This window comes from Mycetocola zhujimingii, from assembly GCF_003065425.1.
GTDB lineage: Bacteria > Actinomycetota > Actinomycetes > Actinomycetales > Microbacteriaceae > Mycetocola_A > Mycetocola_A zhujimingii.
Genome location: NZ_CP026949.1, coordinates 187,832 through 201,811 on the forward strand (window position 1 = coordinate 187,832; position 13,980 = coordinate 201,811).

At 61.9% G+C, this 13,980-nt stretch carries 10 protein-coding genes and 2 rRNA genes; 6 read left to right on the forward strand and 6 right to left on the reverse strand.

Annotation, left to right across the window (positions count from 1 at the left end; genetic code table 11):
- Positions 1–337: 337 nt before the first annotated feature.
- A 23S ribosomal RNA gene (locus tag C3E77_RS00885) occupies positions 338–3,460 on the forward strand.
- A 168-nt stretch (positions 3,461–3,628) separates the two neighbouring features.
- Positions 3,629–3,744 (forward strand): 5S ribosomal RNA (rrf, locus tag C3E77_RS00890).
- Between the two features lie 787 nt (positions 3,745–4,531).
- Here the strand turns inward: rrf and C3E77_RS00895 are convergent.
- Complete coding sequence (locus tag C3E77_RS00895) at positions 4,532–5,950, reverse strand: MFS transporter (RefSeq protein WP_108389924.1); 1,419 nt, start codon at positions 5,948–5,950, stop codon at positions 4,532–4,534.
- A 5-nt stretch (positions 5,951–5,955) separates the two neighbouring features.
- Positions 5,956–6,381 (reverse strand): MarR family winged helix-turn-helix transcriptional regulator, encoded by a 426-nt coding sequence (locus C3E77_RS00900; protein ID WP_335583236.1) that lies wholly within the window; start codon positions 6,379–6,381, stop codon positions 5,956–5,958.
- Between the two features lie 96 nt (positions 6,382–6,477).
- Here C3E77_RS00900 and C3E77_RS00905 point away from each other — a divergent pair, with 96 nt between their 5' ends.
- Positions 6,478–7,356, forward strand: a complete 879-nt coding sequence (locus tag C3E77_RS00905) for an alpha/beta hydrolase (protein WP_108389925.1) — start codon at positions 6,478–6,480, stop codon at positions 7,354–7,356.
- 14 nt (positions 7,357–7,370) lie between these two features.
- Here the strand turns inward: C3E77_RS00905 and C3E77_RS00910 are convergent, their stop codons facing one another.
- Positions 7,371–7,994 carry a histidine phosphatase family protein gene (locus tag C3E77_RS00910; protein ID WP_108389926.1) on the reverse strand — a complete coding sequence of 208 codons (624 nt, stop codon included), beginning with the start codon at positions 7,992–7,994 and terminating at the stop codon, positions 7,371–7,373.
- 73 nt (positions 7,995–8,067) lie between these two features.
- Between C3E77_RS00910 and lplAB the strand changes: the two genes are divergently transcribed.
- The 3 genes from lplAB (at position 8,068) to C3E77_RS00925 (ending at position 10,984) form a co-directional block, all read left to right on the forward strand.
- Positions 8,068–9,117: a lipoate-protein ligase LplAB gene (gene lplAB / locus C3E77_RS00915; RefSeq protein ID WP_108389927.1), complete on the forward strand. Its 1,050-nt coding sequence runs from the start codon at positions 8,068–8,070 to the stop codon at positions 9,115–9,117.
- Between the two features lie 98 nt (positions 9,118–9,215).
- On the forward strand, positions 9,216–10,058 hold the full coding sequence (locus tag C3E77_RS00920; protein ID WP_108392886.1) for a DNA-methyltransferase: 843 nt from the start codon (positions 9,216–9,218) through the stop codon (positions 10,056–10,058).
- Complete coding sequence (locus tag C3E77_RS00925; RefSeq protein WP_108389928.1) at positions 10,058–10,984, forward strand: LLM class F420-dependent oxidoreductase; 927 nt, start codon at positions 10,058–10,060, stop codon at positions 10,982–10,984. The genes C3E77_RS00920 and C3E77_RS00925 overlap by 1 nt, the downstream gene beginning before the upstream one ends.
- Before the next feature lie 22 nt (positions 10,985–11,006).
- Here the strand turns inward: C3E77_RS00925 and sufU are convergent, their stop codons facing one another.
- The 3 genes from sufU to C3E77_RS00940 form a co-directional block, all read right to left on the reverse strand.
- A complete protein-coding gene (gene sufU / locus C3E77_RS00930; protein WP_108389929.1) occupies positions 11,007–11,450 on the reverse strand; it encodes a Fe-S cluster assembly sulfur transfer protein SufU in 444 nt (147 codons plus the stop codon).
- Entirely contained in the window at positions 11,450–12,760 is a 1,311-nt protein-coding gene (locus C3E77_RS00935; RefSeq protein ID WP_108389930.1) for a cysteine desulfurase, read from the reverse strand. Before C3E77_RS00935 ends, sufU begins: the two co-directional genes overlap by 1 nt.
- A gap of 176 nt (positions 12,761–12,936) precedes the next feature.
- Entirely contained in the window at positions 12,937–13,980 is a 1,044-nt protein-coding gene (locus C3E77_RS00940) for a LacI family DNA-binding transcriptional regulator (protein WP_108389931.1), read from the reverse strand.

Sequence of the window (13,980 nt, forward strand, 5' to 3'; positions counted from 1 at the left end):
TGATTCGACACGAGTACGCCCTGGTTTTGCCGGGGAAGGAAAGAGTCGGGCCGGCACGGTTCGTATGTTGCACGCTGTTGGGTCCTGAGGGACCGGAACGAAACGCTTTCGAGTGTTTCGGACTGTACCTCTGGACCTTCTCCTGTTCGACGAGAACCTTCGGGTTGTTGGATGGGGTGGGTACCGCCCGTACTTTGAGAACTACACAGTGGACGCGAGCATCTTTTGACTCGGACTTCGGTTCGAGTCGAAAACAACAATTGACTCAAGCATTTATGTTTGAGTCCATTGGTCAATTTTTTCGAGATAGATTTTCGATTTTCAAAACTCATGTGATTGGCAAGTTTTTAAGAGCAAACGGTGGATGCCTTGGCATCTGGAGCCGAAGAAGGACGTAGTAATCTGCGATAAGCCTCGGGGAGCTGATAAACAAGCTGTGATCCGAGGGTGTCCGAATGGGGAAACCCCGCCAGGGGCTGCAAGGTTACCTGGTGACTCCCGCCTGAATATATAGGGCGGGTAGAGGGAACGTGGGGAAGTGAAACATCTCAGTACCCACAGGAAGAGAAAACAACAGTGATTCCGTTAGTAGTGGCGAGCGAACCCGGAAGAGGCTAAACCGTGCATGTGTGATACCCGGCAGGGGTTGCATGTTCGGGGTTGTGGGACTTTTCTGCACTTGGCTGCCGCCGGTGCGACGTTACAGAGCGTGATAGACGAACAGGATTGAAAGCCTGGTCATAGAGGGTGCGAACCCCGTAGTCGAAATTTCGTGATGGCGTGAAGAGTATCCCAAGTATCACGGGGCCCGAGAAATCCCGTGTGAATCTGTCAGGACCACCTGATAAGCCTAAATACTCCCAGATGACCGATAGTGAACAAGTACCGTGAGGGAAAGGTGAAAAGTACCCCGGGAGGGGAGTGAAATAGTACCTGAAACCGTTTGCTTACAAACCGTTGGAGCCTCCTTTGTTGGGGTGACAGCGTGCCTTTTGAAGAATGAGCCTGCGAGTTAGTGATATGTGGCGAGGTTAACCCGTGAGGGGTATCCGTAGCGAAAGCGAGTCTGAATAGGGCGATTCAGTCGCATGTCCTAGACCCGAAGCGAAGTGATCTATCCATGGCCAGGTTGAAGCGTGTGTAAGAGCACGTGGAGGACCGAACCCACTTAGGTTGAAAACTGAGGGGATGAGCTGTGGATAGGGGTGAAAGGCCAATCAAACTTCGTGATAGCTGGTTCTCTCCGAAATGCATTTAGGTGCAGCGTTGCGTGTTTCTTGCCGGAGGTAGAGCTACTGGATGGCTAATGGGCCCTAAAAGGTTACTGACGTCAGCCAAACTCCGAATGCCGGTAAGTGAGAGCGCAGCAGTGAGACGGTGGGGGATAAGCTTCATCGTCGAGAGGGAAACAACCCAGACCACCAACTAAGGTCCCCAAGCGCGTGCTAAGTGGGAAAGGATGTGGAGTTGCACAGACAACCAGGAGGTTGGCTTAGAAGCAGCCACCCTTGAAAGAGTGCGTAATAGCTCACTGGTCAAGTGATTCCGCGCCGACAATTTAACGGGGCTCAAGCACGCCACCGAAGTTGTGGCATTGATATTTATAGGCAGGCCTTCGTGGTCCAGCCGTATTGATGGGTAGGAGAGCGTCGTGTGGCGAGCGAAGCGGCGGTGTAAACCAGCCGTGGATGCCACACGAGTGAGAATGCAGGCATGAGTAGCGAAAGACGGGTGAGAAACCCGTCCTCCGAAAGACCAAGGGTTCCAGGGCCAGGCTAATCCGCCCTGGGTAAGTCGGGACCTAAGGCGAGGCCGACAGGCGTAGTCGATGGACAACGGGTTGATATTCCCGTACTGACGAAGAACCGCCCAAGCTAATCCAGTGATGCTAAGAGTCTGAATCCCACTGATTGATCCCTTCGGGGTGAGACGGTGGGCCTAGCGCTCGACCCTATGCTGGTGCGGTTAGCGTATTAACAGGTGTGACGCAGGAAGGTAGTCGGTCCTGGGCGATGGTTGTCCCAGGCCAAGGTTGTAGGCCGAGAGATAGGCAAATCCGTCTCTCATATAAGGCTGAGAGCTGAAGGGGAGCCCGTAAGGGCAAGATCCGATGATCCTATGCTGCCAAGAAAAGCATCGGCGCGAGGTTCAAGTCACCCGTACCCCAAACCGACTCAGGTGGTCAGGTAGAGAATACCAAGGAGATCGAGAGAATCGTGGTTAAGGAACTCGGCAAAATGCCCCCGTAACTTCGGGAGAAGGGGGCCTGACACGTCAACGGACTTGCTCCGGGACGCGTGGTAGGGCCGCAGAGACCAGTGGGAAGCGACTGTTTACTAAAAACACAGGTCCGTGCCAAGTCGCAAGACGATGTATACGGACTGACGCCTGCCCGGTGCTGGAAGGTTAAGAGGAACGGTTAGCCGCAAGGCGAAGCTGAGAATTTAAGCCCCAGTAAACGGCGGTGGTAACTATAACCATCCTAAGGTAGCGAAATTCCTTGTCGGGTAAGTTCCGACCTGCACGAATGGCGTAACGACTTCCCAGCTGTCTCAACCGCGAACTCGGCGAAATTGCACTACGAGTAAAGATGCTCGTTACGCGCAGCAGGACGGAAAGACCCCGTGACCTTTACTACAGCTTGGTATTGGTGTTCGGTGTGGCTTGTGTAGGATAGGTGGGAGACTGTGAAGCTGGCACGCTAGTGTCGGTGGAGTCATTGTTGAAATACCACTCTGGTCATATTGGATATCTAACTTCGAACCGTAATCCGGTTCAGGGACAGTGCCTGGTGGGTAGTTTAACTGGGGCGGTTGCCTCCTAAAAAGTAACGGAGGCGCCCAAAGGTTCCCTCAATCTGGTTGGCAATCAGATGTCGAGTGTAAGTGCACAAGGGAGCTTGACTGTGAGACTGACAAGTCGAGCAGGGACGAAAGTCGGGACTAGTGATCCGGCAGTGGCTTGTGGAAGCGCTGTCGCTCAACGGATAAAAGGTACCTCGGGGATAACAGGCTGATCTTGCCCAAGAGTCCATATCGACGGCATGGTTTGGCACCTCGATGTCGGCTCGTCGCATCCTGGGGCTGGAGTAGGTCCCAAGGGTTGGGCTGTTCGCCCATTAAAGCGGTACGCGAGCTGGGTTTAGAACGTCGTGAGACAGTTCGGTCCCTATCCGCTGCGCGCGCAGGAAATTTGAGAGGATCTGACCCTAGTACGAGAGGACCGGGTTGGACGAACCTCTGGTGTGTCAGTTGTTCCGCCAGGAGCACCGCTGATTAGCTACGTTCGGGATGGATAACCGCTGAAAGCATCTAAGCGGGAAGCCGGCCTCAAGATGAGATTTCCATGCCTTCGGGCGAGAGGCTCCCAGCTAGACTACTGGGTTGATAGGCCGGATGTGGAAGAGAGGACTAAAGACTCTCGGAGCTGACCGGTACTAATAAGCCGATAACTTACCAATCATCCCACCCTTGTGGTGGAGCATGAGTTTTGAGGTAAATCGAATTTCGTGATCGATAAAATTCACGATGCGTAGCGTCCACTATGTGGTTCTCGATGTACGGTCGAGAACCGAACACACACATTATGTGTTTGTTCGATTCAGTATTTGACTAACGTCAATAATTGTTTCGGCGGCCATAGCAAGAGGGAAACGCCCGGTCACATTCCGAACCCGGAAGCTAAGACTCTTTGCGCCGATGGTACTGCAGGGGGACCCTGTGGGAGAGTAGGACACCGCCGGACTTAACTTAGAAGAGCCCACCCCTAGGGGTGGGCTCTTCGTCTTTAACCCACACCCCACACAACACGCAACGAGCCCGCCCACCAGCGGGCTCTTCGTCTTTAACCCACCACCCGCACACGAAGCACTCAAGCCACCCACACCGGGTGGCATTTCGTCGTTAACGCGCTCTGCTCCGCCACAAACGGTCGCTCACGACACCGCCCGGACAAGAACGGTCGCTCGAGCGGACGAACTCGAGCCGTTTGTGGCCGAGCAAGGCACGAGTCACCCGTGGGGCCCCGAATGGGTTTGTCGCGGCTCGGAGCCGTCCCCGTGGTCCCGAACACCCACCGCCCAGACGTTGCGCACAGAAGGGATCAATCACCCGCTGCTCGGGCGCAACGGGTCGCCTGGTCCGCTGCTCGGACGGAAACGGTCGCTCGAGCGGACGAATTCGAGCCGTTTGTGGCCGAGCAAGGCACGAGGTGCACGTGGGCATCCCTACGCGCGCCTCAGACATCGGTTGCCCGTGGGACGGCTTGGTGTTCGCCAGGCCCGGAGCCGTCCCACGCTGCGGCGACACCCGTCGACCCGGGTGCTCTCGGCCCAATTGGCCGCCGCGTCTGTCGCTCGGACGGAAACGGTCGCTGACGTACGCGAAGTCGAGCCGTTTCTGGCCGAGCAAGGCATCCGTTGACCAGGTACTGTCGGCGCAGAATGGCCGCCGCGTCCGTCGCTCGGACGGAAACGGTCGCTCGGGCGGTCGGACTCGAGCCGCTTCTGGCCGAGCAAGGCTCGCGGGCCGGGCTAGCGCCGGCTCGACGCCGTCGGGGTCGGGCGCTCGGCGGCGGAGGTCTTGTCTGCCGACCGCTTCGCGTCACGCCGCGATGTGCGTGCGAGATCGGGCAGGGAGATCGGCGAGGTCAGCGCGACCTCCTCCGAGAAGTCCTCCGGCACGATCGATGACACGGGGAGCGGGCGACCGGCGTGCGTGACGACGAGGCGCCAGCGGGAGTCCGGGTGCACACGCAGCCTCAGCTGTCGTGCCGCAACCGCCCAGGTCAGCGCGAACGTGCAGGCAATGAATGCAGCGACACCGGCAGCGGCGAGTGCCCATCGGGGACCCCACGCGTTGGCTATGCCACCGACGATGGGAGCTCCGAGGGGCGTTCCGCCCATCAGAACGGCCATGTACAGCGCCATCACGCGGCCGCGCACCTTGGCATCCGTCGTGGTCTGCACAAAAGCGTTTGCTGTCGTCAGCATGGTGACCGTCGCGAACCCGATGAAGATCAGGGCGAACGCGAAAGTCCAGAATGTTGGCATGACGGATGCCGTGAAAGCGGCAGCGGAGAACAGCCCGACCGCGGCGATGATCACCCGCATCCGTGCACGGTCGCGTCGCGCGGCGAGCAGGGCACCGGTGAGCGAGCCGATCGCGAGGATCGACGACAGCAGGCCGTAGTCGCCGGCGCCACCACCGAGCTCAACCGCCATCGTGGAGGCGAAGATCGGGAAGTTCATGCCGAACGCGCCCATGATGAACACGATGACGAAGATGACACCGAGGTCAGGTCGGCTCACGACGTAACGGAAGCCCTCGACGAGCTGCCCACGCTGGCGGGGAGCCCGCGGCACGGTGCGCAACTGGCTCGAACGCAGCTTGTAGAGCGCGAACAGGACGGCAAGGAAGGTGGCCCCGTTGACGATGAAGACCCAGCCGGAGCCGATCACGACGATGAGCAGGCCGGCCAGCGCTGGGCCGATCATGCGGGCCGCGTTAAAGGAGGCGGAGTTGAGAGCGACGGCGTTGGACATGTTGTGCTCGTCGACGAGGTCGGACACAAACGTCTGGCGCGCCGGGCCGTCGACCGCGTTCACGATGCCGAGGAGAAGCGCGAAGAGATAGAGGTGCCACAGCTCGGCGTGGCCGAGGATGAGCAGGAGACCGAGCGCGATACCGAGCAGCATGAGCGCGCTCTGGGTGATCATGAGGATCTTGCGCCGATCGAATCGGTCGGCAATGAGCCCGGTGATGGGCACGAGCAGCAACTGCGGCCCGAACTGCAGGGCCATCGTGATGCCGACGGCAACGGCGTCGTTGTCGGTCAATACGGTGAGCACGACCCAGCTCTGGGTCGTCGACTGCATCCACGCACCGATGTTGGACACGAGGGCGCCAATGAACCAGAGGCGGTAGTTATAGCTCGAAAGCGATCGGAACATTGCACTCACTGGGTGGCGAGTCTCCTCATCAGGTCTGCGGCCTTGGCCAGGGTTTCTCTGTCGGCGGGATCGAGGGCGCGGAGCTGGTGGTGAAGCCAGGCATCCCTCTTGGTGACTGTTGCTTTGACGATCGCGACGCCGGCATCCGTCAATTGGATGTTGGCTTTACGTTTATCGGTGGCGTCGGGAACCCTCGTCAGGTAGCCCGACTCTTCGAGGCAATTCACCGTGCGGTTCATCGACGGCGCCGATACGCGCTCACGTTCGGCCAGCTCGCCGAGGGTGTGGGTGCCCGCCGCGCGCAAGCCGAAGAGAACAGACAGTTGCCCGTCGCTCAGCTCGTTCTCTGCGCGTTCGGCACGAAGTCGACGCGCCAGCCGGAAGGTTGCCATCCGCAGGTCGGAGGCCTGCTCAGCGATAGTTTTTGCCACGAGAGTCCATGATAGCAAAGTAGTTAGCGAAGGTAAAGACCTCGTTAGTGATGCTAATAACCCCCTGTTGAGGGTCGCGACGGTTACAGTATGGAAATGACCGATGAGGATAAAACGCGAACGGATGCCACGGCGCCCGAATCAAGGACGCTGGTCGACGCCGACGGGGTCACCATTTACTACTACACCTGGTCGGTGCCGAATCCGAAGGGCGTCATCCACCTGAGCCATGGAGTGGGTGAACACGCCCGCCGCTATGCGCCGCTCGCCAGGGAACTCAACGCGGCCGACTACACAGTCATCGCTCACGATCAGCGCGGACACGGCCAGACCGGAATCCACCACCTCGGAATGGGCAAACTCGGCGATCGCAGCATTCGAGCCGCGATCGACACCGCACAGTTCGTCGGCGAGCGGATTCGGGATGAGCACTCAGAGTTGCCCCTGGTGCTGCTCGCGCACAGCTGGGGCTCGATGATGGCGCAAAAGATCATCAATCGTGCGAGCATTTACGACGCTGTCGTCCTGTCCGGATCGTCGCTCGCCGTCCCTGGCGTTGTCGGAGCCGGCAACTACAACCGCAGGTGGAAATCACCGACGGCGACCGGGCTGGAATGGCTCAGCCGGGACGAGTCCGTGTGGGAGGGATTCTCTGCCGACGAGTTCAACTTCGACATTGCCGTGAACCCGGTGTGGACGCCGGTGCAGGCGTTTTTTGTACTTGTCGGGCTTCCGCCGCGACAGATGCCCCGCGACATCCCGATGCTCATCCAGGGCGGTTCGGAAGACCCACTCGGTGGCACACGTGGGCTGACGCTGTTGCGTGACGCATACGTCAAGCGGGCGAAGCTCAGCGACGTCACGCTGAAGATCTACCAGGGTGCCCGGCACGAGATCTACAACGAGACGAACCGCGACGAGATCATCGCCGACCTGGTGGGCTGGCTCGACGCGCACACTCAAGTGGTGCGCTGAGCCCCTGTGTGACGTCAGTACCGGTGGGCAGCAGCACTTGCGGGGACGTTGAATGCATAGAGCCGAGCCCTGCCCGCCGTGTAGTCGAGTGTGGTTACGGCGCCATTCTGAACGACGGGCATGAGGTCGCGATAGCGGTTCGGGTCGATGCCCATCAGTGAGCACAGCGTCAGCCGGAGCGCCGTGCCGTGGCAGCTGACGAGCACGCGGCCCTGGGGAAACGCGGCCTCGATCCTGTCGAACGCGCGAAGGTATCGCGTGATGCCGTGAAGTCCCTGCTCACCGCCGGGCAGAATCGCCTCAGCAGGTCTGGCGACGAAGGCGTCAACCTCCGCGGCATAGGTCGGCCGCAGCTCGTCGAGTGTGCGCCCCTCGCCGACCCCGAACCCGACCTCCATGAGATCCGGGTCTGTCTCGACGATCTCTCCCGTGGCCCGAGCGCTCGGCTCAGCGGTGAGGATCGCGCGACTCAGCGGCGACGAGTAGATCGCGTCGAGGCGGGCAGTCTTCGCCCATTCCGCAAGGGTCTCGGCCTCGCGTAACCCGTTCTCGTTGAGCTGGACGTCGGCGGTACCGGCGTATCGGTGCTCAGCGTGCCAGACCGTCTCGCCGTGGCGGGCCAAAAACAGAGTAGTCATAGCCCCATTGTCACCCAACGCGCGCGATTCGGCGCCCCTCTCCTGGTGTGCCCGCCACGGCTAGGCTGGACACATGCATGGTGAGTACAAGGTTCCCGGCGGCAAGCTCGTCGTTGTCGACCTCGATGTCGACGAGGGCCGGATCGTCAATTTCCGTCTCGCCGGTGACTTTTTTCTCGAGCCAGACAGCGCTCTCGAAGACATCAACAGGGCCGTCAACGGCCTTCCGGTCGAGACGGATGCCACGGCGCTGGCATCCGCGATCCGCCGCGGTCTTCCTGAGGGAGCGACCCTCCTCGGCTTCAGCCCTGAAGCCGTCGCAACCGCGATCCGCCGCTCGCTCTCCGGGGCCGCCGACTGGCGTGACTTCCCGTGGGAGCTGATCCACTCGAAGCCGGTCTCGCCACGGATGCACCTCGCACTGGACGAGGTGCTCACCGCCGAGGTTGGTGCAGGGCGCCGCGGGCCGACCCTCCGCATCTGGGAATGGGAGGAGTCAGCCGTCGTCCTCGGCAGCTTCCAGTCGGTCAGGAACGAGGTCGACCTGGAACAGGCCAGGGCCAACGGATTCGACGTGGTGCGTCGCATCTCCGGCGGCGGCGCGATGCTCATGGGCAAGGGCCAGATCATCACATACTCGCTCTACGTGCCGGCGGAACTGGTTAAGGGGATGACGTTCGCGGACAGTTACGCCTATCTCGACGACTGGGTGCTCACCGCACTGCGCTCCCTCGGCATCGAGGCGACATACCAGCCGCTGAATGACATCACGAGTCCGAGCGGCAAGATCGGCGGGGCCGCCCAGAAGCGCCTCGGCAACGGAGCTGTCCTCCACCACGTGACCATGAGCTACGACATGGACGGTGAGCTCATGGCGAAGGTGCTCCGAATCGGCCGCGAGAAGCTCAGCGACAAGGGCACGAAGTCGGCCGCGAAACGTGTCGACCCGCTGCGCAGCCAGACCGGTTTGAGCCGCGCCGAGATCATCGAGCGCATGAAGGCCACCTTTGTCAGCCTCACCGATGCGGTTCCCGGCGACATAACACCCGAGGAATATGCCGAGGCTGAAGCTCTCGTCGAGTCCAAGTTCGCCACTGACGCGTGGCTGAATCGGGTGCCGTGAGTGTGACCGCCGACGAGACGGCTGACGCCCTTGTCGTGAACGAGCCGTCTGTCGTGAACAGCCCGTCTGTCGTGACCGATCCCACTCCAGCAGCGAACATGGTCATCGAGGGCGACAACCTCCAGATCCTGCCCACCCTGCCCGACGCATCCGTCACCCTCGTCTACATCGACCCGCCATTCAATACGGGACGGGAACAGCAGCGCCATGTGACCTCGAGCGTTCGCGTCGAGAACGGTGGCAGCACGGGGTTCAAGGGCAAGAGCTACGAGCGCATCCGCGGAGAACTGCGCCGTTACGACGATACGTTCGATGACTACTGGACCTTCCTCGAGCCCAGGCTCCTCGAGGCGTGGCGACTCCTGGCCGACGACGGCACCCTGTACCTGCACCTCGACTATCGTGAGGCGCACTACGCAAAGGTGCTGCTCGACGCGATCTTCGGCCGTGACTGTTTCCTCAACGAGCTGATCTGGGCCTACGACTACGGAGCGAAGTCCAAGAGCAAGTGGCCGACGAAACACGACACGATTCTCGTTTACGTCAAGAACCCGAAGTCGTACTATTTCAACTCGGATGCCGTCGACCGCGAACCGTACATGGCTCCGGGACTCGTCACTCCGGAAAAGGTGGAGCGCGGCAAGCTCCCCACCGACGTCTGGTGGCACACGATCGTCTCGCCCACCGGCAGGGAGAAGACCGGCTACCCGACTCAAAAGCCCGTCGGGATTCTGCGGCGCATCATTCAGGCATCCAGCAGGGAAGGCGACGTCGTCCTCGACTTCTTCGCCGGCAGCGGCACGACGGGTGCCGTCGCTTCAACGCTGGATCGGCGCTTCATCATGATCGATCAGAACCCCGAAGCAATCGCCGTCATGCGAGCCCGGCTCGCGGCAGCTGACGTGGATTGGCGAACACTCAACGACAAGAAAGGCGACTAGTGAAGTTCAGGATTTTCACCGAACCACAGCAGGGGGCAACCTACGACGACCAGCTCGCTGTGGCACAGGCAGCTGAGCGCCTTGGTTTCGACGCGTACTTCCGCAGCGACCACTACTTGAAGATGGGCGACCACTTCTCCGGGCTTCCGGGGCCGACCGACGCCTGGACCACCCTCGCCGGACTGGCTCGCGAGACCTCACGCATTCGACTCGGCACACTCGTGTCGAGCGTGACCTACCGACCGCCGGGCATCCTGGCAATCCAGGTCGCTCAGGTCGACCAGATGTCGGGCGGCAGGGTCGAACTCGGTCTCGGAACGGGCTGGTACGAAGAAGAGCATGCCGCGTACGGAATACCTTTCCCGCCGAAGCGGTTCGGGATGCTCGAAGAGCAACTCGAAATCGTGACAGGGCTGTTCTCGACCCCCGTTGGAGAGAACTATTCGTTCAGCGGTGAGCACTACTCGCTCGTGAATTCGCCCGCGCTGCCCAAGCCTGTTCAGGACCGCGTGCCCGTGATCGTCGGTGGCGGCGGACCCAAGCGCACCCCGGCAATGGCCGCCCGATTCGCTACCGAATTCAACGCGCCGTTTGTGCCATTCGACAAGATTGCCGCCACGTTCGCCGGTGTTCGCCGGGCCTGTGAAGCCATCGCGCGCGACCCGGACGACCTCACCTACTCCGCCGCGTTCGTCGCTGCCGTCGCGTCAGATGAGGCTGGGTACGCCAGGCGGGCTGCCGCAATCGGCCGGGAGACCGGGGAGCTGCGCGAGAACGGACTGGCCGGAACCCCCTCAGAGATCATCGACCGGCTTGGGGCGCTGCAGGACGACGGCGTCGAAACCGTGTACCTGCAGATTCTCGACCTTTCGGACCTCGATCACCTCGAGTTGCTCGCCGCAGAGGTCACGCCGCACTTCGCGTAAGCCCTCAGTACCTCGCCCGGTTCTACTTCTGGAGCTGGGCGAGGTCGGCTTCGAGCGCAACCCACGCGAGCATGGCGCACTTGACTCTCGCCATGTACTTGGAGACGCCCTCGAGCACGACGGCATCGCCGAGTGGCTCGTCGTCGTCGACTCCAGCACCCTTCGAGTGCATGAGTTCACGAAACAGGTCGATCCGTGATCGCATCTCGTCGATCGTGAGTCCCGGTGCCAGGTCGTGCAGCAGTGAGGCGGATGCCATGGAAATGGAGCAGCCGGCACCTTCCCAGCTGAGCGACCGAACCACGTCGCCGTCGAGGTGAAGCTGCATCGTCAGTTCGTCACCACAGGTGGGGTTCAACTGGTGGCTCGAGGCATCCGCTTCGGCTTCCAGGCCGAAACCGTGCTTCTCGCGCGAGTGCTCGAGAATGACCTGCTGGTACATCCCTGCCAGATCTCCGGATGCCATTACTTCACTCCGAAGAATGCGCGGACGGATCCCATGGCGTCGATGGCCGCATCGACGTCGGCGGTCGTGTTGTAGAGATACGCGCTCGCACGGGTCGACGCTGTGACACCGAACCGGCGGTGCAGCGGCTGGGCGCAGTGGTGACCGACCCGCACGGCGATGCCGCGGTCGTCAAGGAACTGGCCAACGTCGTGGGCGTGGACCCCTTCGACGTCGACGCTCGCGAGGCCGGCGCGGTGCACGTCGGCACCCGGCCCGAGCACGCGTACTCCTGGCAGCGCGTCGAAGCCCTCGACGAGTCGTGCTCCGAGCGATGATTCCCACCGCTCGATCCGGTCCATGCCCACCGCCGTGAGGTAGTCGACGGCGGCGGCGAGTGCGATGGCCTGCGAGACTTTCTGGGTGCCGGCCTCGAACCGCTGGGGAGCGGGAAGATAACCGGATGCCTCCATGGTCACCGTCGTGATCATCGATCCGCCGGTGAGGAATGGGGGCATCGCGTCGAGCAGCTCTGCCCGGCCGTAGAGCACACCTATACCCGTTGGCGCGAGCATCTTGTGCCCGGAGAACACGGCGAAGTCCACGTCGAGAGCGGCGAGGTCGAGCGTGCGATGCGGCGCTGACTGGCAGGCGTCGAGTAGGACGAAAGCTCCGACGGCGTGTGCCAGGCGGACGAGGGTCTCGACCGGGTTGATGACGCCGGTGACGTTGGAGACGTGGGTGAACGTGACGATCTTCGTGCGGTCGGTGATCAGCCGTTCGGCCTCCTCCATCCGAAGCGTGCCGTCATCGTTCACCGGGATGTAGCGCAGCGTCGCACCGGTGCGGGCGGCGAGTTCCTGCCACGGCACGAGGTTCGCGTGGTGCTCACCCTCTGTGGTCAGGATTTCGTCGCCGGCCTTCAGGACGAAGCGGGCGGCATCCGCACCGCCACGACCGAGGCTGGCGTTGGAGAAAGCGTAGGCGAGGAGATTGACGCCCTCCGTCGCGTTGGAGGTCCAGATGATTTCGTTGTCGCGCGCGCCGACGAAGCGGGCGACTGTGGAACGGGCGTTCTCGAACAGCTCGGTGGCGTTTGCGGCGAGGGTATGCGCACCGCGGTGGACCGCTGAGTTGTCGTGCTCGTAGAAGGAGCGTTCGGCGTCGAGCACGCTCGTCGGCTTCTGTGAGGTGGCCCCAGAGTCGAGGTAGACGAGGTCGTTGCCGTTGACCTTCTGGTTCAGCGCGGGGAAATCGCGGCGGAGAACGCGCACCTCGTCATCGGTCAGAGAGCCGCTGAGCTCCGTCGTCGCTGCGAGAGGGTGGGACATGCGGAACTCACGATCTTGGGTCGGATTACGAAAGAGGCGAGGCAACGCGGTGTCTCGAGGCCTCTTCCAGTCAAGCGCAAACGGCGCCGGGCTATTCCTTCTATTGTGCTCCCCCGCGCTCGGAACAGCCACAGCACGAGAAACGCGATCGCGCTGGACGCTGGCGGCGCGGCCCGTCAGGCGGAGTCGCGCGCGACGAGCTTCGTCGGCATGGTCGTCGCCGTGTCGATCTCTTCGCCGTCGATCAGTCGCACGACGATCTCCGCCATTTTCGCGCCCATCGCGGCAGGCGCCTGGTTCACCGTCGTGAGCGGCGGGTCGATGGTGCTCGCGTAGCGGTCATCGTCATACCCGACGACAGCGATATCGCCGGGGATCGTCAGTCCTGCCTCGCGGATCACCGAATACGCCCCTGCGGCGAGCTGGTCGCTGTAGGTGAAGAGCCCGTCGATCGGAACACCCCGTGCGAGCAGTCGCCGCATCGCTTCGGCGCCGTCATCCGGTGAGTAGTCGCCGTACTCGATGAGCGAGTCATCGATGCCGGCGGAAGCGAGGGCCTCACGCCAGCCGGCTAGGCGGTCGATGCCGGGCGGCATGTCCTGCGGACCGGCGATCGTCGCGATTGAGCGGCATCCGCGCTCGATGAGTCTTTGGGTGGCCACGCGGGCGCCGGCGACGTTATCGACGTCGACGTAGTGCCCCTCCGCGGTCTCCGGGTTGATCGGGCGGCCACCGAAAACGATCGGCAACTGCTGCCCCAGGCGGGTGTACGAGTGGTCACCCGAGTGGTGCGAAACCACGAGGGCGCCATCGACGTTGCCACCGAGCAGGTAGCGCCTCGTCTTGTCTGACTTGGTCTCCGACGCGATCAGCAGGTTGAGTGTGTAGTCGGTGTCGGCCAGGTACAGGGCGACGCCCTGAACCACCGAGGCAAAGAACGGGTCGTCGAAGACCTTCGCGGCCGACTCCGGGACCACGAGGGCGATGACCTGGGTCTTTCGACTGGCCAGCGACCTCGCGGCCCGGTTCGGCACGTAATTGAGCTCGGCAATCGCGTTCTGGACGAGCGCGACCACCTCCGCTGTCACTTTGGGGGAGGAGTTGACGACGCGTGACACCGTTGCGCGCGACACTCCGGCGCGGGCAGCAACCATTTCGAGCGTCGGCGACTGCCCGGCGGATGCTGGCGCGCGTGTCGGTTCGATGTCTTGCGTTGTCAT